Here is a 25,321-nt window from a genome sequence, read left to right on the forward strand (position 1 = left end):
CTGCGGGAGCTGATCAGGAAGCTCCGAAGGCGATTGCATTGACGGTCCGTTGCCCCGGACGCTGCCGAACTTGGGCCCGGCCGAGGCTCACAACGCACCTACGTGCTGCAGACCCCGAAAGCTGAAGACAAGTCGAGCAAATCAGTTGGACGATGTCCGCAAAAAGTGGCCCGCGGGATTCGCGGCGCGCCTTTTTAGGGCCGAGTCGGGGCAGTCGCAGTCTTCCGCTCAAGCATAGCCATTTCAACTTGGTCAGCCAGGACCGTGAGGTGGCTTGCAAGCCGGTCGAACACTTCGCGCTTGCCTGGATCGGTTGCCAAATCGCGGATCAGGGCGCATTCGGCCGCATCTTTCCGGAGCTTCTCGATCTGGGCCAGATAATCCTTCATTGGGCCATTGCTCCGTTCCCCGCAAATGGAACGTACAGGCAATGTACGAAAGCGAACAGAAGTGATTGCCGCTTTTTCCTAGTCTACGGTGGCTTGGCCTTCCCCAAAGGTCCAAGCACCTCCAGCGGCCCCGGCCTCCCACCCCAGAAGCCCCCCACCGCCGGGGCCGTCACTGGCGATAGCCCGACCGATCGATCGTATCCCGGGAAGTTGATCTTCTCCGCGTTCGCGATATGGGGGCCTTGAGCCATTTTGCAGCGGACGCGCTGCGACGATGCGCGGCACTTTCAATGGGAACTGTCCCCTCGCCACCGCATTTCCGATCGCATAGTTTTCCCGGTTGTCTCGGTCGGTCTTTAAGTGGCCCAAGGGGCGTACAATGGGCATTGGTGATCACACCGCTGTGCTGAAACAGCGTTTCGACGAGCTCGCTTCCGGGCTCTCCGAGTTAGAAAATTTGCGCTCCCGCGTGATCGCGGCCGAGCAAATGCAGAAGATGCGTAGCGCCGACCGCAAACCGGCCGCACCAATCCACCGGACTGCTAAACCCAAATCATCGTCGGCAAAATCCGATCGGCCAAAGAGGCGCCTGGCGCGGCCGCCCAGCGTCGGGCAATGACGTCGACGCCGGGCTACCGGCAATGCCAATGCCGGCTAGATTTTGGCAACCGTCATCAGCATTCGAGCGTGGCCGAAATACTCAACTAGTGAACTACGCGAAGAAAATAGTAGCCGACGCCGCCGATGACGAGCACCGTGGGGACGGCCCAGAGTATGAATACCGGCATGTCTACCTCCTCCAGTTACCTCCGGTAGCGGGATAACTTGGCAGAGATGGTGCCGTTCCAGCCTTCTAGGGGCGGGACCGATCTTCGCGTTGCACGGCTTGAGCTTCTGAGATTCAGATTAGCGCGTTGAGCACTTGCGAAACCCATCGCAGGCAAGTTGGTCGGTCACTTCGCGGGCTTTTGAGGATCGCTCCGATAATCGATCGCGGATCGCAGCGGCGCTGATCGCAACGAGTGATGGGTTTTGCAAGAGCTCAAACCGACTTACGCGCCGAGTGCTATGCCAGCGGAATGGTGTCGACGCGCAGACAAGGGCGGCACTGGAAAGCATGGACTGCAGGCAGATTGAGGATGGCGGGAAGCGTGGCCAAAAACGTCATCGGCCGTCCGCACTTGGAGCAGATCAGAACGGGCGGGCTGTCTTTCGCTACGCAAACCATCGCCAAAATGCCTGGAGGGGTAGGGCACAATAGGCGCATGCTGCGGGGAGTTCATCTCGGGGCGACTACTGGGGTTTATCGGAATCTGGCACTCGTTTGCGGCGACGAGCTACCAGAGCTCTATTGCGCATGAACTCGAGTGCGAACCATGTCGACGTCGAAATCGCGACCGGCCGTCACCGAATTGTACATTCCTCATTCCGGATACGTCGATTGCGTTTTTAGCCTTACGCCGCGCTACCTTCCGAAGTTCGCGCGCGACGAGGTCGCAGCGGGAGGAGCTTCTCGGGCCCTGCTCAAGCTCAATTGGCAGGTCAAAAGTCCTCGGTCGGGTGCGCTTCTACAGCAGCAAATACGGACCAGCGACAGAAAAGTGCGATTTTTAGAACCCGCTGTCGCTAGACGTCAGCGCATGTCGAGATGGAACGACATTTCGCTCGGAGACCGCGTCCTCGGGCTTGCGGGACTGACGCGCCAAAGCGCCCCCCGAAAGGGGATGGGGACTTTTCGCGCAGGCCTAGTGCAACACGCGCGCGGCCTCGGCGAGCCGAACCCTTTCTCTGAGCTCCTCGAGTTCCTGAAGCATTTTCAGGAGATCGGGCAGGACATTTGCCCGCTTCAGAATTCGGGTCGTTTGTCCCATCGCTATACGCCTCCATGGCCTCCTGACGGCGAGCCACATCAAGGCGCACACAGGCAAATTTTCCCCTGCAAGAGAATGAACAATCTTAACCAGATCAGTGGTGGGATGATCGCGGAGCCTGGACAACGCGAAGCGATCCTTTGCCGGGGATTGCGCGTCATCCGCGATAGGCGGGCCATCGGCCTTGCCAGGCCTCATCGGCTCAGCGGTTGCCACAGGCAGCGTAGACAAAGCGCGGCTCGATATCAGACAGGCGGACAACATCAGGCCAGCGATCGGCGCTCAACGCTACGTGATGGCCGCAATGGCTGTAGAACACAACGCCCTGCAAGCCATCTCGCGCATCTTGCCGAACATGATCTTCACCGGTCGGCCGTCCGCGTGCGTGGGCGTGTGCGTCGAGCAGAGCCGGGCATGCCGCTATCGAAGCGCGCCGCAAGCCGGAGTCGAGTTATCAATTACTTGGGCTTCGGAATGCGCCCGAGCTAGCGCCCCGTAGGTGTGCAAAGATCACTGTGACGATGGCTGGTCGCCCTTGGAAAACTTCACCCTGGCCTTCGTGATGATTGCGCCCACGCGATCGAGATAACGCGCAACCAGTTCCGTCGCGAGTATGTCCTCAAACTCCGCAGGAATGTTCTTCATATTCACGCGCAATCGATTCGCCAACACGGGACCCACGCAGAGTTTTTCGGTTCGGCTGGTCTTGTTGGCCAAGCTATTGATCCGGCTGTTGGTGAGCGCGCTGGGGCTCGAACCCAGGACCCCGTGATTAAAAGTCACGTGCTCTACCGGCTGAGCTACGCGCTCCCATGGCCGCTGATGGCACGTCAGAGATCGCCATCGTGGTCGGACATTCGAGAAGCATGTCTTGCCGCTGCGCTTAAGCTGGCGTCGCGGGGAAAAACCGGCTGTTTCCGGATCATGCTTTCGGCCCGCGCTGTGTAGGGGGATGGGGCGCTGAGGTCAATAGCGTGGGTGGTTGCTGAAAGTCGCGGCAGGGGCGAGGATTTGCTCGCGGTTTCCGCTGCTTAGGGCGGAAAGCTCAACCCGATTGGCGGGCCGTCATCCACGCCGAACTGTCAGGGGTCGCCGGACCGGCTCGGCCTGCATGGTTCGAGACGCCCGCTTTGGCGGGCTCCTCACCATGAGGGTTTGTCAGTTCGTCTCCCGCCGCACCTCGTTCGGCACGGGCTGCGGCGTGCCGGGGGCCGGCAGCGCGACCGGGCGCAGGCCGATCAGCTCGGCGGTGCGGATCGCGCTGTCGCGCCAGAACTGGAACGAGTTGATGCGGCTGAGCTCGAGGATGGCGATGGCGACGGCGGCCAGGAACGGCAGGCTCTGCAGCACCAGCACACCGGCGAAGATGTAGATCTCGGTGATCTGGCGGTAGCTGTTGGAGGCGATCAGCACGCCGGCGCCGATCACGAGCAGGGTGCCGATCACGGCCTCCCAGAACGCCTGGAACTCGATCGACATCCTGGACAGGCCGCCCTTGGAGGTGCGGGCGAAGGCGATGTGCTCGGTGATGAGGCCCTGCGCCACCGCGCGCGACACCGTCCACTGCACGCTCATCGCGGCGATCATGGCGCCGAGCATCTGGCCGGGCTTGATGGCGACGCGGGCGCGGTACATCGACAGGAAGTGCGCCAGCGAGACGATGAAGGCGCCGATGATCGGCAGCGTCAGGATCTTGTCGGGAATGGCGATGTCGGCGAAGGCGACGATCGGCACCCAGATGAGGTTGAGCAGCGCCACGACCACGCCGAGGCTTTCGGCGCCCAGCCAGTTCAGCCAGCCCAGGCCATATTCGCGCTTCTGGTCGGGCGTCAGCCGGCTCTTGCCGGGCAGGAAGTAGCGCCAGTGCTTCTTCACGATCTGGAGGCCACCATAGGCCCAGCGGTGACGCTGCTTCTTGAAGGCCTCGTAGGTGTCGGGCAGGAGGCCCTGGCCGTAGCGGTGGTTGGTGTAGTGGGTGGTCCAGCCGAGCTCCTGGATCGCAAGGCCGAGATCCGAATCCTCGCAGATCGTATCGGACGACCAGCCGCCGGCCATGTCCATCGCCGCGCGGCGGATCAGGCACATCGTGCCGTGCACGATGATGGCGTTGGCCTCGTTGCGCTGGACCATGCCGATGTCGAAGAAGCCGGCATATTCGCCGTTCATGATGTAGTGCATGATCGACAGATCGCCGTCGCGATGCTCCTGCGGCGCCTGCACGAGGCCGACACGCGCATCGGCGAACGCAGGCACGAGGTCCTTCAGCCAGTCGGGATCGACGGCATAGTCGGCGTCGAGGATGCCGATGATCTCGGCATCGGCGGCGGTGCGGTCCATCGCAATCCGAAGAGCGCCGGCCTTGAAGCCCTGCACCTTCTCGGCGTTGATGAACTTGAAGCGTTCACCAAGCGCGCGGCAATGGTCCTGGATCGGCTGCCAGAACGCGGGATCCGGCGTGTTGTTGATGATGACCACGCATTCGTAGTTCGGATAGTTCAGCCGCGACAGCGCATCCAGTGTCTGCTTGAGCATCTCGACCGGCTCGAAATAAGCGGGAATGTGGATCGAGACCTTTGGGCAGTAATTCTCGGGAACATTCTCGACCGGCTTGCCCTTACTGAGCAGTCGCTGCGGCGACCGGCCGAAGGCGACCGCTGCGATCTCGTCGATGCGCGCCATCGCAATGAGGACGAGCGGAACGAGCAGGATCATGCCGAGCGTCAGCGCGAAGGCGGAGCCGAAGATGAAGTAATGGCTGTTCCAGAACGCGAACACGGTCGCGGCCCAGGCGCCGACGCCGTTGGCCGTCGCCGACAGCAGGAAGGCCTGCTTCGCGGTCGGCTTTTCAATCCGCAGGATCGGCAGCGACAGCAGGATGCCGACCAGGAGCGCGATGCCCATCAGCTTCCAATAGTCGGGGTTCTCGACCGGACCGGTCCAGGCGAATTTCGGCTCACGGCTGGCGTTGAGGATGCCCCAATACGGACCGACGCCGCCTTCGAAGAATTTCCAGGGCTGATCGATGGCCTCGACGATGTTGTATTCCATGCCGATGGCTTCGGCGCGGCTGACGAAGTTGCGCAGGATCAGAGCCTGCTGGAACGGGCCCGGATCGGCGTTGCGCAGATTGTAGCCCTGGCTCGGCCAGCCGAACTCGGCGATCACGATGCGCTTGCCGGGGAACAGGTTGCGCAAGAGATTGTAGCGGTCGACGGCCTGGTCGACCGCCTGGTCCGAGCGGAAGTTTTCCCAGTAGGGCAGCACGTGGGCGGCGATGAAATCGACGCTGGAGCCGAGGTCGGGATTGTCGCGCCAGATGTTCCAGATCTCGCCGGTGGTGACGGGCACGCGGACCGAGCCCTTCACCTTCTTGATCATGTCGATGAGGTCTTCGACCTTCTGCTCGCCGCGGTAGATCACCTCGTTGCCGACGACGACGCCGACGACGTTGCTGTTCTTGCGGGCGAGCTCGATGGCGGCCTTGATCTCGCGCTCGTTGCGATCCTTGTCCTTGTCGATCCAGGCGCCGACGGTGACCTTGAGGCCGAACTCGGCTGCGATCGGCGGCACCAGTTCCACGCCGCCGGTGGACGAGTAGAGGCGGATCGCGCGCGTCATGGTCGACAGCGTCTTCAGGTCTGCGCGGATTTTCTCGACCGTCGGGATGTTGTCGATATCGGGGTGAGCCGAGCCTTCGAACGGCGCGTAGGAGACGCTCGGCAACAGGCCCTTGAAATCGGGCGCGGGTTCCTTGTCGCGCAAGACTCCCCACAGCCCAGCGTGAAGCGCGGAGACGAGCAACAGAACGGCGGCGACAACGCGCATCGCGGCTAAACCTGAAGGGGCTGAGGGGGCAGGGAAGCGGATCCGACCCCGAGATCCGACCAAGTCCGCGGCAAAGGGAGCATATCTCCGCCGCACGGTTTCACAACTGTCATGGCCTCATGTCCTTATGAGGGCATGGCCTTTTTCGAACGACGCGCGGCAGTGCCAACCGCGTCTATGGCCGATCGTTCCTGAACGACAGCTGAAACGGCCAAGGCTATTTAAGACCTTGGGCTATTTCTGGGGCGCCGGCGTCGGGCTTGCCGCGGGCGATGGGCTGGCGGTCGGCTGCGGCTGCGCATTGTTGGCAGCGGGAGCGGCCGGCTGTGCCGCTGCGGCCGCCGCCTGCTGCGGCTGGGCCGCCGGGTTGATCCAGCAGGCGTGCACGCGGCTGTCCAGGGTCTCGGCGACCTTGGGATCGATCTGGCCGCCGAACCGGGTCAGGCAGCGGAAGGCGGCCTGGATGTGACCGCCGGGGCAGCCGAAACGGTCGTAGAGGTCGAGATGGCGGAACGCGGTATCGAGGTCATCCCGCCACATCAGGCGCACCACGCGGCGGCCGAGCCAGACGCATTCGGGATTGCCGGCCGGGCCGTTGATGACCTGGGCCGCTTCGGCGAATTCGTCGGTGCGGCGCTGGTTCTGGGCCGCATCCTTGGCGGCGTCGGCGGGCTGGGCGGCAGCCTTGCCCTGGTCCGGTGCGGGCGTGCCGCTCTGGGCGGAAGCGCCACCGAGACCGGCGAGAACGAGAAGGCAGGAGACGGCCAAGGTGGCGGCGAACTGCCGCAGGACCGCATTTCGTGACTCGAACACCCGTTGCCGCATGAATTCCCCAATGTATCCGCTGGCCGTCCGCGTCAGGATCCCGCGGACGCGCCGGTGATGGCGTCCAAATGGGTCTCCAATGCGGCGGAAAAGTCTTTCCGAGTCCATGACCTGTATTTGGAATTTTGTCCAGCAAAGTCACGATGCTAGGCCCCGGTCGAAGGGCCGCAGCCCAATTCCTTTGGGGCAGGCGCGGATCCTTGAGTGTGGATCGGCATTTGGACCCCCGCTTGGACACCCGCTTTGGGCACCCCCTTGGCAGACGGCGTGCAAGCAGGTAATCGACGGACCCTTCGCGGAGGACGGAACCGATTTCTCTTCGTACGCCACTGGCGCTTCTGCTCGTTTCACTGGGTGCGATTGCTGCCGTGTGGTGGTGGTTGGCGGCGCCGATCACGCTTGCACGCGCCCCGATCGATCCCGCCGAGAAGGTCCAATGCGTCTCCTACGCGCCGTTCCGCGGCGAGCAGACGCCGCTGAACGCGTGGACCCATATCGACGCCGAGCAGATCGAGCAGGATCTGCGCCAGCTCAAGGAAATCACCGACTGCGTCCGCACCTATTCGATGGAGAACGGGCTCGACCAGGTGCCGGCGATCGCCGCCAAGGTCGGCGGGCTGAAAGTGCTGCAAGGCATCTGGCTCTCCAGCAACCGCAGCAAGAATTTTGAGCAGGCCGCCCTCGCCATTCGCCTCACCAAGGAATTCCCAGCCATCATCACCGCGGTCATCGTCGGCAACGAGGTGCTGCTGCGCGGTGAGATGACGACGGCGGACCTCGTCTCGATCATCCGCCTGGTGAAGACGCAGGTCAGCGTGCCCGTCACCTATGCCGACGTCTGGGAATTCTGGCTGAAGAACCGCGAGGTCTATGACGCCGTCGACTTCGTCACCATTCACATCCTGCCTTATTGGGAGGATATGCCGGTGAAGGCGAAATTCGCCGCCGCCCATGTCGAGGCGATCCGCGAGCGCATGGCGGTGGCGTTTCCGGGCAAGGAAATCCTGATCGGCGAGACCGGCTGGCCGAGCGAAGGGCGCATGCGCGACGGCGCGCTGCCCTCACGCACCAACCAGGCGCGGGTGGTCTCGGAAATCCTCAGCTTGGCGAAGGCGCAGAAGTTTCGCGTCAACCTGATCGAGTCCTACGACCAGCCGTGGAAGCGCAAGCTCGAGGGCACCGTCGGCGGCTATTGGGGCCTGTACGATTCGGTGCGCCGCAGCCTGAAATATCCGCCGGGCGAGCCGATCAGCAATTTCCCGTACTGGAAATGGTACATGGGCGCGGGCATGGGCCTGTCCGTGCTGGTGTTCGCGGTCGCGCTCATCACGCTGCGCCGGCGGCCGTGGACGCCGCGTTTCTCGGCCTGGCTCGGCGTCGCCATCTCGGCGACGACGGCGGGCAGCCTGCTCGGGATCGGCGCCGACAAGCTTTATTATGAGAGCTACGGCATCGGCGGCTGGCTTCTCTGGGGCGCGCTGCTCGCGGCCGGCATCCTGTCGCCGATCTTCTGTGCTCAGGCGATGGTGATCGGCCGCAGCCTTCCGACCTTCCTCGACCTGCTCGGTCCGCGCGAGGGGCGGAAATGGTCGAAGCTCACCGCCGTGCTCGGCCTGACGCTGGCGGTGACCGCGGTGATCGCGGCGGCGACCGCGCTCGGCTTCGTGTTCGACCCGCGCTACAAGGATTTCCCCTACGCCGCGCTGACGATGGCGGTGGTGCCGTTCGCGCTTTTGATGCTGAACCGGCCGCAGATCGGCCAGCGTCCGATCGCGGAATCGGTGTTCGCGGGTGTGCTGGCGCTGTCGGCCGTGTTCGTGCTCTTCAACGAGGGCCGCGACAATTGGCAGTCGCTGTGGACCTGCACGATCTATCTGTTGTTCGCGCTTACGCTGTGGCGGGCGCGGGCCGAGCAAATCCAAGAATGAACAGGCCGATCGCCAGGCCCGACAGCACGACATTGTAGAGCACGATGCCGAGGCCGGCGGCGATGATGCCGACGGTGAGCAGCACGATCGACGGCCGCATCAGGTTCAGCGTCGCAACCACCAGCGCGACGATGCCGAACACCGAATTCTTGAACAGCACCGTCGAGACCGACCGCGCCTTGCAGATCATCGTCTGCAGCCCGGCGTCGCAGGCGAGAGCGACCTGCGACAGCTCGATCGCGAGGTAGCGCAGATAGAGCGCATAGCCGACGGACGCGAAGCCGACGACGATCAGGAACTGCACCTGGTAGGGCGAGAGGCGGAAGGGCTTTTTTGTCATGGCGGCAATATGGTCGTGATGGCGCGGGCAGGCAACAGGGCAGGCGATGTTTCTGTTGATCCGGCTCGCCCAATGCGTGCGCGAGGGCCGTCAAAGCCGGCCTTGCGTCGCCCGTTTCTGGTCCGCGAGCCGTCGCTCGTATTTCTCAGCCAATGCGAGCAGGCGTTTCCTGATGTAGGGGTCCGCCTGCTCGGCCAGCTCGCGGATCAACGCGAGTTGCTCCTCCAGAAACTTCCCGTCCGTCATCTCCGCTCCGAATCAAATCCGTCGCGGATACTGCCGTCTTACGCGGACCTCTTCCGTATCATTTGGTATGTGCGCTATTTCAATCCGAGCCGGCGCTCGACCCAGCCGAGAACGAACAGCACGAGCAACGTGACGGCGATCGCTGCGGCGACCAGCAGCCAGGCTCCGAGCGCGCAGGCAATTCCAAGGCCCGCCGCAATCCAGACAGTCGCCGCGGTCGTGAGGCCGTGCACGGTCTTCGCCTTGGCGTCGTGCAGGATGACGCCGGCGCCGATGAAGCCGACGCCGGTCAGCACACCGGCAACGACGCCCTGAATGACCCGGGAGATCGCGTCCGGGTGGTCGCGCAGATTCTGGAACTCGATCACGGAGATCGAGACCAGCGCGGAGCCGAGAGCGACCAGCGCCAGGGTGCGCATTCCGACCGGCTTGTCGTTCATGTCGCGGTCGATGCCGATCAGCAGCCCTGTTCCCGCCGCGACGAGAAGCCTCAGCACATCATCCAGCTCGTTCATCGATGCTCGCGCGTTTCGGGAGACGGACGCTTGGCGTGCGCCCGGTAGATCGGGACTAAACGCCCGCTTGGTGAGAAATAGCCGCTGAGATCCGAGCGTCCGATGGTCGCATGCTCGCGCAACTCCGAGCGATCATCGACGATCAGGCGGAGAGCCGCCGTTCGACAAGGCGATGGCGCCGACCAGTCCGGTCGGCGCCATCCGTCAGAGCTGAACGCGACCGGGCACCGTCACTTCTTGCTGGTGTTCGAGCCCGTGGTGTTCTGCATCTTCTGTCCCGGCGCGCTTTCCGAGTGGCCCGGTCCTGCGGTGGTATTGGTCTGGTGACCAGGGGCGTATTCGGACGCGCCGGGTCCCGTCGAAGGCTTCTTGGTGTTGTGCATTTGCTGACCCGGCGCGTTGCTCGACGCGCCCGGCGATTTCGTCGTTTGCGCGAGCGCCGGAGCTGCCGCCAGAAGCGCGGCCGTTGCGATGATCAATGTCTTCACGTGTTTCTCCCTTGGTCATGGAGACGGGCGCGAACGATTTCACATGTCGGCCGCTCCGGTTCACGACCGGGACAACTTGGCAATCGGCAGGTGGTTTCTCTTCTCGGACCGAAATTTAGGTTCATCGGCGCGCGGAAAAGCACGCCGGCGTTCACCGCGCGTTCAGGTGCAATGTTTATCGCCTGAAGAACGACGACAGTGTCGATCCCGCGGACGCAGACGCAGTCTCCGGCTTCGCCGGAGCCGGCTGTGCCGCAGGCGGGGGCGCGGGCTCCTCGCGCTTCGACGAGCGCTTGGAGGAGTAGCTGCGGCGGCGTTGCGGCTTCTCGGGCTTTGCGCTCGGCGCGGGCGCGGTTTCGGCTTGCGGGACCGCGTCCTGGCTCTTCTCGGAGTTCTTCTCTTGAACTCTGTCCTGGGACTTCTCTTGCCCCTTCTCCGAACCGCCGCGCATCGACAGGCGCTGGCCGTCGAAAACGGTGGTCTCGCAGTGACGATCGTTCTCGGCGAGGCTCGCGCAGAATTTTGCGGCGGCGGCGGCGTTGACCAGCGGGCCAGCACCCAGGCGGAGCTGCATGCCGAGGCCGGTGTTGCCTTCCTTGATCATGATGATCGGTCGCAGCGCTGCGATCTCCGGATTGGATTTGCTCAGGCCGCGCCAGAGCGCGCGCAGACCGTCGATCGAATTTGCGCCGCCGAGGTCGATCGCAAAACGCGTCTGCTGGACCGCGATGGCGGGGGATTCGTTCTCGGCGGCCTCAGGTGCCTTCGCGGCTGTCGCGACGACCTCGGTCGGGGCGGGCGCCGGCTCGATTTTCTTTTCAGCGGCCTTCTCGTTTGACTCGGGCTGAATCAATTTCGACGCCGCCGGATCGGGCGGCGCCATGATCGACTTGGACGGCACCAGCGGTATGGTCGGCGGCGCCGAAGTCGTTGCCAGCGGCTGCTGCACGAGCGAGGCGGCGGCGGCAGTCTGCGGTGGCAGGCTCGACGGCTCCTTTGAAACTTCCTTGAGCGTATCCTTGACCGTTTCCTTCGGGGTATCCTTGGGCGTGTCTTTGGGCGTGTCCTTGGCGGCCTCGGTCCGCGGCTTGTCGCCGGCGGAGGCGGGGGTCGAGGCGACGGGCGCGACGCTGGGGGCCGTGGGCGCGGCATCCTGCGGCTTGCCGGCCTGCGGCGGGGTGGTGGGCTGCTTGGCGATGGCGCCGGTGACGGAATCGAGCCCTTGCTCGACCACAGTGACGCGCGAATAGAGCCGATCGCGATCTGTGTTCAGTGTCTCGATGGCGGCCGCGAGCCGGCGGGCCTCGTTCTGGCTCTCCTTGGCCAGCGCCTGGAGCCGCTCCGCCTGGCGCGCGAGATCGGCGGACGCGACCTGGTCGCGCCGCCATCCGAGCTGGGCCTGATTGGCCATCACCGCGATGATGACGGCGCCTACCGCCGCAACACCCCAAGAGCCCAGCCGCCACATCATGCGGCGGTCGAACGCGCTTTCCTCGGCTACAAGTCCGGAGAACAGCCCGCCGGTCTCCTTGGTGCCGAAGGCATCCGCCAGTGGGTCGGAATCCTTTGCCATGAACGTTAAGTGCCCAGCCCTGTCCGGCTTCCCCGAATCAATCACGGAACATTAACAGGAAAAGCGTGTCGCACTTGAATTCCGGGCGTTTGCGGGGGTAGCAAGGCAAGAGCTTTTGAGGGTGGCTGCCCGCCCGTCGCGCCAATTGATTCGGCCTTATCTGACAGGATTTCGATGACCGCCCGTTCCAGCCTCACGATCGTGCTCGCCGCCGGCGAAGGCACGCGCATGCGATCGAGCCTGCCGAAAGTGCTGCATCCGGTAGCCCACCAGACCTTGCTCGCCCACGTGCTCGCCGCCGCACCCAAGGGAACCGGCACCTCGCTCGCGGTCGTGATTGGTCCCGACCACCAGGCCGTCGCGGACGAGGCAAAGCGCATCAGGCCCGACGCGCTCACCTTCGTGCAAGCCGAGCGGCTCGGCACCGCGCATGCGGTGCTGGCGGCGCGCGAGGCGATCGCGCGCGGCGTCGATGATCTCCTCATCGCCTTCGGCGATACGCCGCTGATCTCGGCCGAAACCTTTGCGCGGCTGCGCGCGCCGCTCGCCAGGGGCGCTGCGATTGCCGCGCTCGGCTTTCGTGCCGCCGATCCCACCGGCTATGGCCGCTTCATCGTCGAGGGCGAATGCCTGGTCGCGATCCGCGAGCAGACCGATGCCAGCACAAAGGAGCGCGAGATCGATCTGTGCAATGCCGGCGTGATGGCGATCGACGGTCGCCGGGCGCTCGCGATCCTGGACAAAATCGGCAATGCGAATTCCAAGGGCGAATATTATCTGACCGACGCCGTCGGCATCGTCCGCGAACAGGGATGGGAGTCTGTGGTGATCGAGACCAGCGAGGACGAGGTGCGCGGCATCAACACCAAGGCACAGCTTGCGGAAGCAGAAGGCGTGATGCAGGCGCGCTTGCGTAAAGCGGCGATGGAAGCCGGCGTCACGCTGATCGCGCCGGAGACGGTTTATCTCGCCGCCGACACCGTGTTCGGCAAGGACGTGACGATCGAGCCCTTCGTGGTGATCGGCCCCGGCGTGTCGATCGCCGACGGCACCGTGATCCATTCCTTCTCGCATATCGTGCAGACGACGCTGGGCAAGAACGTTTCGATCGGCCCCTATGCGCGCTTGAGGCCCGGCACCTCGCTCGGCGACGGCGCGCGCATCGGCAATTTCGTGGAGACCAAGGCAGCGACGCTGGAGGCCGGCGTCAAGGTCAATCATCTCTCCTATATCGGTGACGCCACCGTCGGCGCCAATTCCAACATCGGCGCCGGCACCATCACCTGCAACTACGACGGCTTCAAGAAGCACAAGACGATCATCGGGCAGGGCGCCTTCGTCGGCACCAATTCCTCGCTGGTTGCCCCGGTGAAAATCGGCAATGGCGCCTATATCGGCTCCGGCTCGGTCATCACCCGCGACGTGCCCGACGACGCCATGGCGCTGGAGCGCAACCAGCAGACCATCCGGGAAGGCGGCGCGGCGCGCTATCGCGAGCTGAAGACGGGTGGGAAGAAACCGGAGAAATAGGCACTATTCTGTTGTGTCGCAGCGCACTCCGCCCTGATCCTGAGGGCCCGCTGGAAGCGGGCGTCTCGAAGGACGGCCGCGGGCGAGATGCGGGCCTTCATGCTTCGAGACGCGCTTCTCACCATGAGGGGCTTCTTACGTGGCCCTACTCGTCGTCGGCGAATTCGGAGAAGATCGCGCGGGTCAGGCGCCAACCGCGCGGCTTGGCGCGTTTGGCCGGCTCGCCTTGAGCGTGCTTCAGGAAGACCGGCTTGCTTTCCTTGCCGCGCTGGGGCGGCGGCCAATGCGCCAGGTGCGTGCCCGTGGTTTCGCTGGCGCGCAAGTACATCGATGACAGACCTTTGCGGTCGGACGAGCCTTTCATGGCTTTGCTCTCCTGCACCGGAATCGTTGGTCAAACATATTGACAACAAGTTAACGTGCGCGGTCTAAGGCCGGCCAATTCGACGCAGGCGAAGCTCAGGTTGCGGTCCATGCTGTCTCAATCCGCAATAAATATTGAGTATATGGTTCCCTGGGATTTTCGCTAAAAACCGAGCGCGTCGTTTAGGCGATTTTTCGACGATTTGGGGGATAGTGATCCGCATGTGCGGGATTGTCGGCATTCTCGGGCGCGAGCCGGTTGCAGAGCAGCTGGTGGATTCGCTCAAACGTCTTGAATATCGCGGCTATGACTCGGCGGGCGTCGCCACGCTCGAAGGCAAGCACCTCGAGCGCCGGCGCGCCGAGGGCAAGCTGAAGAACCTGGAGAAGCGGCTGGAAGCCGAGCCGCTCCTGGGCACCACCGGCATCGGCCACACCCGCTGGGCCACCCACGGCAAGCCCACCGTCAACAACGCCCATCCGCACGCGACCGATCGCGTCGCCGTGGTCCACAACGGCATCATCGAGAATTTCCGCGAGCTGCGCGAGGAGCTCGAGAAAAAGGGCACGGTGTTCCACACCGAGACCGACACCGAGATCGTGCTGCATCTGGTCGACGATTTGCTCACGCGCGGCAACAAGCCGGTCGAAGCCGTCAAGCTGGCGCTGGGGCGGCTCCGCGGCGCCTTCGCGCTTGGCTTCATCTTCGCCGGCGATGGCGACCTGATGATCGGCGCCCGCAACGGGCCACCGCTGGCGATCGGCTACGGCGACGGCGAGATGTATCTTGGCTCGGATGCCATCGCGCTCGGCCCGTTCACCGACACGATCAGCTATCTCGAGGACGGCGACTGGGTGGTGCTGACCCGCAAGAGCGCGTCGATTTTCGACAAGGACGGCAATGCCGTCCAGCGCGACAAGATCAAGCATGCCGCCTCGACCTCGCTGGTCGACAAGGCGAACTATCGCCACTTCATGGCGAAGGAGATCCACGAGCAGCCGGAAGTGGTCGGCCATACGCTGGCGCGATACGTCGACATGGCGACCGAACGTGTCGCGCTGCCGGTCAAGCTGCCGTTCAACTTCAAGAACATCCAGCGCATCAACATTACGGCGTGCGGCACCGCGAGCTATGCCGGCTACGTCGCAAAATACTGGTTCGAGCGCTTTGCGCGCGTGCCGGTCGAGGTCGATGTCGCCTCCGAATTCCGCTACCGCGAGGCGCCCTTGCGCAAGGGCGATCTCGCCATCTTCATTTCGCAGTCGGGCGAGACCGCCGACACGCTTGCGGCACTGCGCTATGCCAAGGCCGAGGGCGTGCATACGGTCGCCGTCGTCAACGTCCCGACCTCGACGATCGCGCGCGAGAGCGAGACCGTGCTGCAGACGCTCGCGGGCCCCGAGATCGGCGTCGCCTCGACCAAGGCCTTCACCTGCCAGCTCATGGTGCTGGCAAACCTTGCGATCGCGGCCGGCAAGGCCAGAGGCGAATTGTCCGATGAGGACGAGACCAAGCTGGTCCATGGCCTCGTCGAGGTCCCGCGCCTGATGGCGGATGCGCTCACCACCGAGCTGCAGATCGAAAAGCTCGCGCACCGGATCGCCAAGTCCAGCGACGTGCTCTATCTCGGCCGCGGCACCAGCTTCCCGCTTGCGCTCGAAGGCGCGCTAAAGCTGAAGGAGATCTCCTACATCCACGCCGAGGGCTATGCCGCCGGCGAGCTCAAGCACGGGCCGATCGCGCTGATCGACGAGACGATGCCTGTCGTCGTCATCGCGCCGCACGACCGGGTGTTCGAAAAGACGGTGTCAAACATGCAGGAGGTCGCCGCCCGCGGCGGCAACATCATCCTGATGACGGACGCGAAGGGTGCGGAGGAGGCGACTGTCGAGTCCCTCGTCACCATCGTCATGCCCGACATGGCGGCGGCCTTCACTCCGATGGTCTATGCCGTTCCCGTGCAGCTGCTCGCCTATCACACGGCTGTCGTCATGGGGACCGACGTCGACCAGCCGCGCAACCTCGCGAAATCGGTGACCGTGGAATAGGCAGAAGGGATATCAGGCGGTCGCGGTCTTCCAAAACCTGCTAGAAGACTCTAGCTTGTGTGCTGCGACCGACCTGGAACCCGAATGACCCCCCGCGACGACGCGCCTGCGCCTCTTGATCCGCTCCCGGAACCGCATACCGGCCTGATGGGCCGCTTCCGCAACTATTTTCTGACTGGCCTCGTGGTGACGGGGCCGATCGCCATCACCCTGTATCTGGTCTGGTGGTTCGTCACCTGGGTCGACGGCGTGGTGCGGCCGTTCGTGCCGCTGGCCTATCGGCCGGAAACCTATCTGCCGTATGTCGTTCCCGGCTGGGGACTGGTTGTCGCATTTTTCACGCTGACGCTGGTCGGTTTCCTCGCAGCCAATCTGATCGGCCGGACACTGGTCGATGTCGGCGAAACGTTCCTCGGCCGGATCCCGGCGGTGCGCGCCATCTATCGCGGCCTGAAACAAGTGTTCGAGACGCTGTTCTCGGGCAAGGGCTCGAGCTTCCGCAAGGTCGGACTGGTCGAGTTTCCCTCGCCGGGCATGTGGTCGATCGTACTGATCTCGCAATCGCCGAACGAGGACATCGCGCGCAACCTGCCGGGGCAGGAGGAGCACGTCTCGGTGTTCCTGCCGTGCTCGCCGAACCCGACCACCGGCTTCTTCTTCTATGTCCCGAAGAGCAAGATCATCGAGGTCGACCTCACCGCCGAGGACGCGGCGACGCTGATCATGTCGGCAGGCGTGGTCCAGCCGGGCTCGGCACCCGATCCGAAAAAGGCCGCGGCACTCGCGGGCATGGCGAATGCCGCGCGCATCGCCAACGCGTCCGCGCTTCAGCCCGAGCCTGCGAAGGTGGAGTAGGGCCATTCCGCTGCGGGATGGCCGTCGGTCACGCGCGGTTCGCATCCTCTGATAGTCTTCGGTTCGCCTGAGCGCCCCGCTCGGAATTCGATCTGGAGTACATGATGTCCAAGACCATTGCGATTCTCGCACCCGGCGCCATGGGCGGCGCCGTCGCCCGCCGCCTCGTCGAGCATGGCGCGCGCGTGCTGACGTCTTTGGACGGGCGGAGCGAGGCGACGCGGAAACGCGCGGCGGAAGCCGGCATGGTCGGTGCCGATGACAATCAAATTGCGGGCGCCGACATCATCCTCTCGATCGTGCCGCCGGGCGAAGCCGTCGCGCTGGCTGAACGGCTGGCCGCGCTGATCGTCAGGCGCGACAAGAAGCCAATCGTGGTCGATTGCAACGCCGTCAACGTCGATACCGTGCAGAGAATTGAGGAGATCATCGGCTCGGCGCAGGCGCCGTTCGTCGATGGCGGCATCATCGGTTTTCCGCCGCAGCCGGGCGGCAAGAGCCCGGCCTTTTATGTGTGCGGCGAGCACGCGAAGGACGTCGCGGTGCTGAAGGATTTTGGCCTCGATGTGCGTGTCGTCGAGGGCCCGGTCGGCGCGGCATCGGCTCTAAAGATGTCGTACGCCGGCATCGTCAAGGGCCTCGCCGGCATCGGCTCGGCCATGGTGGTTGCGGCGACGAAAGCGGGCGCTGCGGATGCGCTGCGCGACGAACTGGCGCTGAGCCAGCCCGCGGTCCTGGCGCGGCTCGAAGTCGCGCTGCCCGACATGATCCCCAAGGCCTATCGCTGGGTCGCCGAGATGCGTGAGATTTCCGGTTTCCTCGGCCCGGATCATCCGGCCAGCCAGATCTACGAGGGGTTTGCCAGATGGTTCGAGCATCTTGCAAAGGATGCAAGCGGCGAGGCGGCGGATGCGGCGCTGATGAAGGCGTTTGCCGCGGGGATCGCGCGGAAGAAGGCCTAGTGGCCCCGCACCATCGCTCCGGCAGTTTGGTCGAAGTGCGCGGGTCTGTGTGTCCATGCGTCATTGCTTCGCTGCGCTCGCAATGACGAGGAGGAGACGTCGCGCCTGAACCTCAGCCCGCCCCAATCAGCGGGATCGCCTCGTCGCGCTCATACAGATACAAGAGGCACCGCAGCGCCTCGCCGCGCTCGCCCTTCAGCTTTGGATCGTCCTTGAGGATGCGCAGCGCCTCGTCTCTGGCCTGGGTGATGAGCTGGCCGTGGACCTCCGAGCGCGCGATGCGGTAGCCGGGCAGGCCGCTCTGGCGCACGCCCAGCACGTCGCCTTCGCCGCGCAGCTTGAGGTCTTCCTCGGCGATGCGAAAACCGTCGGTGGTCTCGCGGATCACCTTCAGGCGTGCCTTCGACATCTCGCCGAGCGGCTCGGAGTAGAGCAGCAGGCAGGTCGAAGCCTCCGAGCCGCGTCCGATGCGGCCGCGCAGCTGGTGCAGCTGGGCAAGGCCAAAACGCTCGGCATTCTCGATCACCATGATGGTCGCCGCCGGCACGTCGACGCCGACCTCGACCACGGTGGTCGCGACCAGCAAGCCGATCTCGTGGGCGGCGAACTGGCCCATCACGCGGTCCTTCTCGGCGCCCTTCATCTGGCCGTGGACGAGGCCGACGCGGTCGCCAAAACGCTTCTGCAGGCTCTCGAAACGTTTCGTCGCGTTGGTGAGGTGTTCGGTGCCTTCGGCCTCGGACTCCTCGACCAGCGGGCAAATCCAGTAAACCAGCTTGCCGGCCTGCAGCGCGCGGCCGATGCTGTCAGTGACTTCGGCGAGGCGGCTGATCGATATGGTGCGGGTTTCGATCGGCTGGCGGCCGGCCGGCTTTTCGCGCAGCTCGGAAATGTCCATGTCGCCGAAATAGGTCAGCACCAGCGTGCGCGGGATCGGCGTCGCGCTCAGCACCAGCACGTCGACCGCTTCGCCCTTGGACGTGAGCGCGAGGCGTTCGCGCACGCCGAAGCGGTGCTGCTCGTCGACGATGGCGAGGGCGAGATCGTGGAAGATCACGTCGTCCTGGATCAGGGCGTGGGTGCCGACGACGAGGTCGATCTCGCCGGCTTCGAGTTGCGCCAGCAGCTCGCGCCGCTCCTTGCCCTTTTCGCGGCCAGTGAGGATCGCGACCCGCATGCCCGCGCGCTCGGCGAGCGGCGCGATGGTCTTGATGTGCTGCCGCGCCAGAATTTCGGTCGGGGCCATCAGCGCCGCCTGCTTTCCCACTTCGGCGACGGCTGCGGCCGCGAGCAGCGCGACCACGGTCTTGCCGGAGCCGACGTCGCCCTGCAACAGACGCAGCATGCGCACCGGCTGTTGCAGGTCCTCGGCGATCGCGGCCGTTGCGCTGCGCTGGGAGGGCGTCAGCGCATAGGGCAGGGCGTCAATGATCTTGTTGCGCAGGTGACCGTCGCCGGCGTTGCGGACGCCGGCTGGGCGGCGGAGTTGCGCGCGGATCAGGGCGAGCGCGAGCTGGCCGGCCAGGAGCTCGTCGAAGGCGAGGCGCGACCAGAACGGCTGGTCGGGCAGGATGTCCGTCAGCTCGACCGGCCGATGCACGCGGTTGAGCGCCTCGGCGATCGGCGGGAAACTGCAGCGGCGCATCACCTCCGGGCTGATCCATTCCGGCAACGAAGGCAGCTTCTGCAGCGCCTGGGCGATCGCGCGGCGGAGCGAGCCGAGCGCCAGGCCTTCCGTCAGCGGATAGACCGGATCGATCCCTGAGAGTTTCGAGATCGCTTCCTCGTCCAGCACGCGGTCGGGATGCACGATCTGCGGGATGCCTTCATACATCTGCAGCGTGCCGGAGACGTAGCGCTTCTCCCCCATTGGCAGCAGTTTTTCGACATAGCCGGGCTTGGCGCGGAAGAAGGTCAGCACGACGTCGCCGGTGTCGTCGCTGGCATAGACGAGATAGGGCGCGCGCGCGTTGCGCGGCGGAGGCGGGCGGTGGCGGTCGACGGTGACCTCCAGCGTCACCATGGTTCCGACCGCCGCGTCGCGGATTTTTGGCCGCGCCCGGCGGTCGATCACCTGGCTGGGTAGGTGCAGGAGCAGATCGACCAGCCGCGGCGTCTCATTGCGGCTGAGCAAATACTGCAGCAGCTTGTCCTGCTTCGGACCGACGCCGGGCAGGCTGGTCACGGGAGCAAACAGCGGATTGAGCAGGCTGGGGCGCATGGATGCGAATCTAGGATCGTTTCGGCCCGTCATGCCCGGCTTTATGCCGGGCATCCACGGCTTTTTTCGCGGCCGCAACCCGGGCGGCAGGCTTGCCAAATCGAGGGCTGACACGGCCACCCCGAATGGCTATATCAGCCCCGCCCGGCACGTCCGGGCTTTCTGCGTTTGACTGGATTTGAGACATGACGGGAACGACACGATCGAGCAGCGGGCTGGACGACCGCCGCAAGCGGCTTTTGTTCCGCTGCTGGCACCGCGGCACGCGCGAGATGGACCTGATCCTCGGCCGCTTCGCGGATGCCGAGATCGGCAATCTGTCCGACGCCGAGCTCGATGAGCTCGAGACGCTGCTCGAGGTCAACGATCCCGATCTCTATGCCGCCATCACCGGCGACAAGGTGCTGCCGGCCGATGTCATTGGCGCGCTGTTTGCCCGCATCAAGGCCTATCCGATCGCGGACCGCGACGCATGAAGCAGGGAATGAAATCTCCGGCCGAGCTGCTTGCGCCCGGCCGTGTGCTGACGCTCGCCAATGTCGCGGAAGGCGCCGAAGGCCTTGTCGTCTCCGATCTCGCCCGCGCCATCGCGGCGCGGCCGAAGAAGCCGGCCGTCAGCCTTGCCGTGGTCTGCCGCGACGGTCCGCGCATGCAGCAGCTCGAACGCGCGCTGCAGTTCTTCGCGCCCGATCTGCCGGTGCTGACTTTCCCGGCCTGGGACTGCCAGCCGTATGACCGCGTCTCACCGCATGGCGGCATCTTGGCACAACGCCTGACCACGCTGGCACGGCTGGCCTCGCTCACCGGCAGCGACAAGCCGCTGATCGTGCTGACCACGGTGAACGCGGTCGTGCAGCGCGTGCCCGCGCGCGAGCTCGTCGCGGCGCAGGCACTGTCGGTTGCTCCCGGCAACGTGGTGCCGATGGACACTATCGTCGCCTGGCTCGAGCACAACGGTTACAACCGCTCGTCGACCGTGCGCGAGCCCGGCGAATACGCCGTACGCGGCGGCATCCTCGATCTGTTTCCGGCCGGCCTCGATCAGCCCGTCCGCTTCGATTTCTTCGGCGACAGCCTGGAATCGATCCGCTCCTTCGATGCCGAGACCCAGCGCACGCTGCTCGACATGCGCTCGCTCGACCTGGTGCCGATCTCGGAATTCCAGCTCGTCACCGACACCATCCGCCGATTCCGCATGGGCTATGTCGCCGAGTTCGGCGCGCCCGAACGCGACGATGCGCTGTATGAGGCAGTCAGCGAGGGCCGCCGCCATCCCGGCATGGAGCACTGGCTGCCGCTGTTCCAGGATCGGATGGACACGCTGTTCGACTATCTGCAAGGCGCTCCCATCGCGATCGAGCCGCAGGCCGAGGACGCCGTCCGCGAGCGCTTCAAGCAGATCCAGGACTATTACGAGGCCCGCCGCGACGCCATGGAGCATCCCGGCGGCGGCGCCATTTACAAGCCGCTGCCGCCAGACCGGCTTTATCTGACCGGCGAGGAATGGACCAAGCGCGAGAGCGACATGCCGCTGCTGCGGCTGACGCAGTTCTCGGTTCGGGCTGACGGGACCAGTGTCGTCGACGCCGGGGCGCGCAAGGGCCGCGATTTCGCGCCGGAGCGCAACGACACGACCGTCAACGTATTCGAATCCGTGGTCAGCCATGTCATGGCGCTGCACGCCCAGCGCAAGAAGGTCGTGATCGCGCTCTGGAGCGAAGGCTCGCGCGACCGCATGAATTCGATGCTGCGCGACCACAAGCTCGCCCATACCACCAGCGTCAACTCCTGGCGCACGGTGCAGGCGACCCCGCGCAACGAGACCATGCTCGCCGTGCTCGGCCTCGAAAGCGGCTTCGAGACCGACGAGATCGCGCTCATCAGCGAGCAGGACATCCTTGGCGACCGCCTGGTGCGGCCGCGCAAGGCCAGCCGCAAGCTCGACAATTTCATCTCGGAGGTGACGAGCCTTGCCGCGGGCGACATCGTCGTCCACGTCGATCACGGCATCGGCCGTTTCATCGGCCTCCAGACCCTCGATGTCGCGGGTGCGCCGCATGACTGTCTCGAGCTGCATTATGCCGCCGAAACAAAACTGTTCCTGCCGGTCGAGAACATCGAGCTATTGTCACGCTACGGCTCGGACCAGACCACGGTCGAGCTCGATCGCCTCGGTGGCGGTGGCTGGCAGACCCGCAAGGCCAAGCTCAAGAACCGCATCCGCGAGATCGCGGGCGAATTGATCAAGATCGCCGCCGCGCGCCATCTGCACGAAGCGCCCAAGCTGCCGGTGCAGCAGGGCCTCTATGACGAGTTTTGCGCGCGCTTCCCCTATGACGAGACCGAGGACCAGCTAGGCGCGATCGAATCCACGCTGAAGGATCTCGAACTCGGCCGTCCCATGGACCGGCTGATCTGCGGCGACGTCGGCTTCGGCAAGACCGAGGTCGCGCTCCGCGCGGCCTTTGCCGTGGCCCTCGAAGGCAAGCAGGTCGCCGTCGTGGTCCCGACCACGCTGCTGGCGCGCCAGCACGCGAAGACCTTCACGGAGCGCTTCAAGGGATTTCCGGTCAACGTTGCGCAGGCCTCGCGCCTGGTCGCGACCAAGGAGCTCAATCTGGTCAAGAAGGGCATCGCCGACGGTTCGGTCGACATCGTGGTCGGCACCCACGCGTTGCTCGGCAAGGCGATCAAGTTCCGCGACCTCGGCCTCGTCATCGTCGACGAGGAGCAGCATTTTGGCGTCACTCACAAGGAGCGACTGAAGGCGCTGCGCTCCGAGGTGCACGTGCTGACGCTGTCGGCAACTCCGATCCCGCGCACGCTGCAGCTGGCGCTGACCGGCGTGCGCGAGCTCTCGATCATTGCCTCGCCCCCGGTCGATCGTCTCGCGGTGCGCACCTTCGTCGCCCCGCATGATCCGCTGATGATCCGCGAGGCGCTGCTGCGCGAGCGCTATCGCGGCGGCCAGGCATTCTACGTGGTGCCGCGCATCGACGACCTCGCCGAGGTCAAGGATTTCCTCGACAAGAACGTGCCGGAGATGAAGGTCGCGGTCGCGCACGGCCAGATGCCGCCCGCGGTGATTGAAGACATCATGACCGCGTTCTACGACGGCAAGTTCGACATCCTGCTGTCCACCACGATCGTCGAGTCCGGCCTCGACATTCCCAACGCCAACACGCTGATCGTCCACCGTGCCGACATGTTCGGTCTGGCCCAGCTCTATCAGCTGCGCGGCCGCGTCGGCCGCTCCAAGCTGCGCGCCTATGCGCTGTTCACACTGCCGGCGCAGCAGAAGATCACGGCGCAGGCCGAGCGCCGGCTCACGGTGCTGCAATCGCTGGAGACGCTGGGGGCAGGCTTCCAGCTCGCCTCGCACGATCTCGACATTCGCGGCGCCGGCAATCTGCTCGGCGAGGAGCAGTCCGGCCACATCAAGGAGGTCGGCTTCGAGCTCTATCAGTCGATGCTGGAGGAGGCGATCGTCAACCTCAAGGCCGGCGTCTCCGAGCCCGCCGCCGACCGCTGGTCGCCGTCGATCACGATCGGCATGCCCGTGCTCATCCCGGAGGATTACGTCGGCGATCTCTCGGTGCGGCTGTCACTGTACCGGCGTCTGGCCGATCTCGACACCGAGGAGGAGATCGAGAATTTTGGCGCGGAGATGCGCGATCGCTTCGGCGTGCTGCCGGACGAGGTGCGCTACCTCTTCAAGGTCGCCGCGATCAAGGCGTTCTGCCGAAGGGCCAATGTCGGCAAGATCGACGCCGGCCCGAAGGGCGCCGTCATCGCCTTCCGCGACAATTCCTTCGCCTATCCCGACCGCCTGGTGTCGTTCATCCGCAGCTACGGCCAGGCCGCCAAGGTGCGGCCCGACATGAAGGTGGTGTTCCTGCAGGACTGGGAGACGCCGGAAGAGCGTCTCGTGGGGACGACGGAGATCATGCGGCAGCTGGCGCAGCTCGCGGAGAGCAAGAAGGCGGCGTGAGGATCGGGCCAGATATCGTAGGGTGGGCAAAGCGAAGCGTGCCCACCATCTTTCAAAGACGAGGGATATCGTGGGCACGCTTCGCTTTGCCCACCCTACGACAGCGAGGTTGTAATTACGACGCCGCTCGCGACGCATCCGCGGACAGCCGCGCCAGCAGCGAGCGCGCATTATCCGACGGCGACAGCGAATCCACGCTGACGACGGGCTCGCTGCGCATCTCGTGCTTGCCGTTGGAGGTGTGACGCATCACCGCCGAGAGGCGGCGGGCGATCATGTGGGCGGTGCGGAAGTCGGTTTCCGCGAACACGACGATGACCGAGCCGTCCTTCTGCGCCGCGCCGAAATCCATCTGCCGCATCAGACGGCTGAGGATGCGGGCGGCATCGAGCTGGGCGCGGGAATTGCCGGGGTCGAAGGCGAAGCGTGCGACGGAGAGACCGCCGCCGCGGGCCAGCGTCTGCTCGACCGCCTTGGCGAAATCGCGGGCGAAGGCTTCGACCGTCAGCAGGCCGCTGCGCGGATCGAGCCAGCCGCCGGCATCGATCGAGCGCAGCGTGCGGCTCAATTGTGCTTCCATCGCATGCTGGCGGATCAGGGGCAGCGCATTGGCCGCGACCTTCGCCGGCTCGCCCGGGATCAGCTCGAGATTGGGCAGGTCGTAAGTCTGCGTCAGCTGGTGTGCGGTGACGACGACGGGCAGGCTGCGGAAGCGGGTGTCCTCGGCGAGCACCGTGAGAAAGGCGTCGGTGACGCGCGCGGTAAAACCCTCGGCGAGCACGACGCCGTCGAGGTCGCGGGTGTTGAGGTGTTTCGCGGCGGCCTCGATCGAGAGCGCGCCGACCACGCCGGCGCGTTCGCCGAGTGCGACAGAGAGCGCGGGATAGGCCGAGCCGCGGCCGATCAGGAGCACGGTGGCATCGCGGGCCGGATCGCCTTCCGGCAACGCGACCTTCACTTCCGGCAGCCGGCGCAGCACCGTGGCGTGCAGGGTGCGCACGCGCAAGGCGGCGCGAAGCCGCGCGATCAGGCGGTCGGAATTGCCGCCGCGCGAGGAGAACGGCAGGGCGTTGTGAGGCAGCATGCCCATCGCATCGAGGGCCACGAAGGGAAGGTAAAGCGGCTGGTCGGCGATCTTCTTGGCGAGCGGCGCAATATGCGGCTCGTGACCGCCGGACATCTGGGCGAGAACCGCGGCCGGCTGGACCTGCTCGACCGCGCGCGCTGCGCTGGCCCAGTCGGTGTCGACGACGGGAAAGAGCCGGGCCTCGTCCAGCGCCGCAATGAAGGGCGGCCGCTCGGCATTGGACACAAACAGGATCGGGCCCGCCTGGGACATTCGCAAACTCT

The 25,321-nt window shown here is 65.0% G+C and carries 20 protein-coding genes and 1 tRNA gene; 8 read left to right on the forward strand and 13 right to left on the reverse strand.

Translation table 11 applies throughout. The features are described from left to right. Nucleotides 1–194: 194 nt before the first annotated feature. Nucleotides 195–389 carry a hypothetical protein gene (locus tag A3AS_RS0112650; RefSeq protein ID WP_018317951.1) on the reverse strand — a complete coding sequence of 65 codons (195 nt, stop codon included), beginning with the start codon at nt 387–389 and terminating at the stop codon, nt 195–197. A gap of 379 nt (nt 390–768) precedes the next feature. Between A3AS_RS0112650 and A3AS_RS47170 the strand changes: the two genes are divergently transcribed. After that, complete coding sequence (locus A3AS_RS47170) at nt 769–1,008, forward strand: hypothetical protein (protein WP_157644262.1); 240 nt, start codon at nt 769–771, stop codon at nt 1,006–1,008. A 1,762-nt stretch (nt 1,009–2,770) separates the two neighbouring features. Here the strand turns inward: A3AS_RS47170 and A3AS_RS47175 are convergent. From A3AS_RS47175 to A3AS_RS0112675, 4 genes are all read right to left on the reverse strand, one after another. Next, complete coding sequence (locus A3AS_RS47175; protein ID WP_157644263.1) at nt 2,771–2,977, reverse strand: hypothetical protein; 207 nt, start codon at nt 2,975–2,977, stop codon at nt 2,771–2,773. 17 nt (nt 2,978–2,994) lie between these two features. Further along, nucleotides 2,995–3,070, reverse strand: a tRNA-Lys gene (locus tag A3AS_RS0112665). A 348-nt stretch (nt 3,071–3,418) separates the two neighbouring features. Further along, on the reverse strand, nt 3,419–6,085 hold the full coding sequence (locus A3AS_RS0112670; RefSeq protein ID WP_018317954.1) for a glycosyltransferase: 2,667 nt from the start codon (nt 6,083–6,085) through the stop codon (nt 3,419–3,421). Between the two features lie 234 nt (nt 6,086–6,319). Beyond that, nucleotides 6,320–6,910 (reverse strand): hypothetical protein, encoded by a 591-nt coding sequence (locus A3AS_RS0112675; RefSeq protein ID WP_018317955.1) that lies wholly within the window; start codon nt 6,908–6,910, stop codon nt 6,320–6,322. Between the two features lie 368 nt (nt 6,911–7,278). Here A3AS_RS0112675 and A3AS_RS0112680 point away from each other — a divergent pair, with 368 nt between their 5' ends. Next, nucleotides 7,279–8,838, forward strand: a complete 1,560-nt coding sequence (locus A3AS_RS0112680; protein ID WP_026201942.1) for a beta-1,6-glucan synthase — start codon at nt 7,279–7,281, stop codon at nt 8,836–8,838. Here the strand turns inward: A3AS_RS0112680 and A3AS_RS0112685 are convergent. The 5 genes from A3AS_RS0112685 to A3AS_RS0112705 all read right to left on the reverse strand — a co-directional run bounded on the left by A3AS_RS0112685 (nt 8,798) and on the right by A3AS_RS0112705 (nt 12,000). Beyond that, a complete protein-coding gene (locus tag A3AS_RS0112685) occupies nt 8,798–9,178 on the reverse strand; it encodes a hypothetical protein (RefSeq protein ID WP_018317956.1) in 381 nt (126 codons plus the stop codon). The genes A3AS_RS0112680 and A3AS_RS0112685 overlap by 41 nt on opposite strands. A 90-nt stretch (nt 9,179–9,268) precedes the next feature. After that, entirely contained in the window at nt 9,269–9,424 is a 156-nt protein-coding gene (locus A3AS_RS48270; protein ID WP_018317957.1) for a hypothetical protein, read from the reverse strand. Between the two features lie 74 nt (nt 9,425–9,498). Beyond that, entirely contained in the window at nt 9,499–9,939 is a 441-nt protein-coding gene (locus A3AS_RS0112695) for an MgtC/SapB family protein (protein WP_018317958.1), read from the reverse strand. Nucleotides 9,940–10,169: 230 nt separating this feature from the next. Beyond that, nucleotides 10,170–10,427, reverse strand: a complete 258-nt coding sequence (locus A3AS_RS0112700; protein ID WP_018317959.1) for a hypothetical protein — start codon at nt 10,425–10,427, stop codon at nt 10,170–10,172. Nucleotides 10,428–10,602: 175 nt separating this feature from the next. Continuing rightward, entirely contained in the window at nt 10,603–12,000 is a 1,398-nt protein-coding gene (locus tag A3AS_RS0112705; RefSeq protein ID WP_018317960.1) for a hypothetical protein, read from the reverse strand. Nucleotides 12,001–12,174: 174 nt separating this feature from the next. Here A3AS_RS0112705 and glmU point away from each other — a divergent pair, with 174 nt between their 5' ends. Next, nucleotides 12,175–13,530: a bifunctional UDP-N-acetylglucosamine diphosphorylase/glucosamine-1-phosphate N-acetyltransferase GlmU gene (gene glmU, locus A3AS_RS0112710; protein WP_018317961.1), complete on the forward strand. Its 1,356-nt coding sequence runs from the start codon at nt 12,175–12,177 to the stop codon at nt 13,528–13,530. A gap of 145 nt (nt 13,531–13,675) precedes the next feature. On the opposite strand, the gene A3AS_RS0112715 is transcribed toward glmU, so the two are convergent. Further along, nucleotides 13,676–13,894 carry a hypothetical protein gene (locus tag A3AS_RS0112715; protein WP_018317962.1) on the reverse strand — a complete coding sequence of 73 codons (219 nt, stop codon included), beginning with the start codon at nt 13,892–13,894 and terminating at the stop codon, nt 13,676–13,678. 221 nt (nt 13,895–14,115) lie between these two features. On the opposite strand from A3AS_RS0112715, the gene glmS reads away from it, so the two are divergent. The 3 genes from glmS (at nt 14,116) to A3AS_RS0112730 (ending at nt 17,759) form a co-directional block, all read left to right on the forward strand. Next, nucleotides 14,116–15,942 (forward strand): glutamine--fructose-6-phosphate transaminase (isomerizing), encoded by a 1,827-nt coding sequence (gene glmS, locus A3AS_RS0112720; RefSeq protein WP_018317963.1) that lies wholly within the window; start codon nt 14,116–14,118, stop codon nt 15,940–15,942. A gap of 84 nt (nt 15,943–16,026) precedes the next feature. Continuing rightward, entirely contained in the window at nt 16,027–16,797 is a 771-nt protein-coding gene (locus A3AS_RS0112725; RefSeq protein ID WP_018317964.1) for a DUF502 domain-containing protein, read from the forward strand. A 104-nt stretch (nt 16,798–16,901) separates the two neighbouring features. Further along, nucleotides 16,902–17,759, forward strand: coding sequence for an NAD(P)-dependent oxidoreductase (locus tag A3AS_RS0112730; RefSeq protein WP_026201943.1), 858 nt, complete (start codon nt 16,902–16,904; stop codon nt 17,757–17,759). Nucleotides 17,760–17,871: 112 nt separating this feature from the next. Here the strand turns inward: A3AS_RS0112730 and recG are convergent, their stop codons facing one another. After that, entirely contained in the window at nt 17,872–19,980 is a 2,109-nt protein-coding gene (gene recG, locus A3AS_RS0112735; RefSeq protein WP_018317966.1) for an ATP-dependent DNA helicase RecG, read from the reverse strand. A gap of 185 nt (nt 19,981–20,165) precedes the next feature. On the opposite strand from recG, the gene A3AS_RS0112740 reads away from it, so the two are divergent. Further along, the gene (locus tag A3AS_RS0112740) at nt 20,166–20,456 is read left to right on the forward strand and encodes a succinate dehydrogenase assembly factor 2 (RefSeq protein WP_018317967.1); all 291 of its coding nucleotides are present in this window, start codon (nt 20,166–20,168) and stop codon (nt 20,454–20,456) included. After that, nucleotides 20,453–23,971, forward strand: coding sequence for a transcription-repair coupling factor (gene mfd, locus A3AS_RS0112745; protein WP_018317968.1), 3,519 nt, complete (start codon nt 20,453–20,455; stop codon nt 23,969–23,971). Before A3AS_RS0112740 ends, mfd begins: the two co-directional genes overlap by 4 nt. 115 nt (nt 23,972–24,086) lie before the next feature. On the opposite strand, the gene A3AS_RS0112750 is transcribed toward mfd, so the two are convergent. After that, nucleotides 24,087–25,310, reverse strand: coding sequence for a hypothetical protein (locus A3AS_RS0112750; RefSeq protein ID WP_018317969.1), 1,224 nt, complete (start codon nt 25,308–25,310; stop codon nt 24,087–24,089). Nucleotides 25,311–25,321: the final 11 nt, after the last annotated feature.

This window comes from Bradyrhizobium sp. WSM2793 (genome assembly GCF_000379585.1).
In the GTDB taxonomy this organism is placed as follows: Bacteria; Pseudomonadota; Alphaproteobacteria; order Rhizobiales; family Xanthobacteraceae; genus Bradyrhizobium.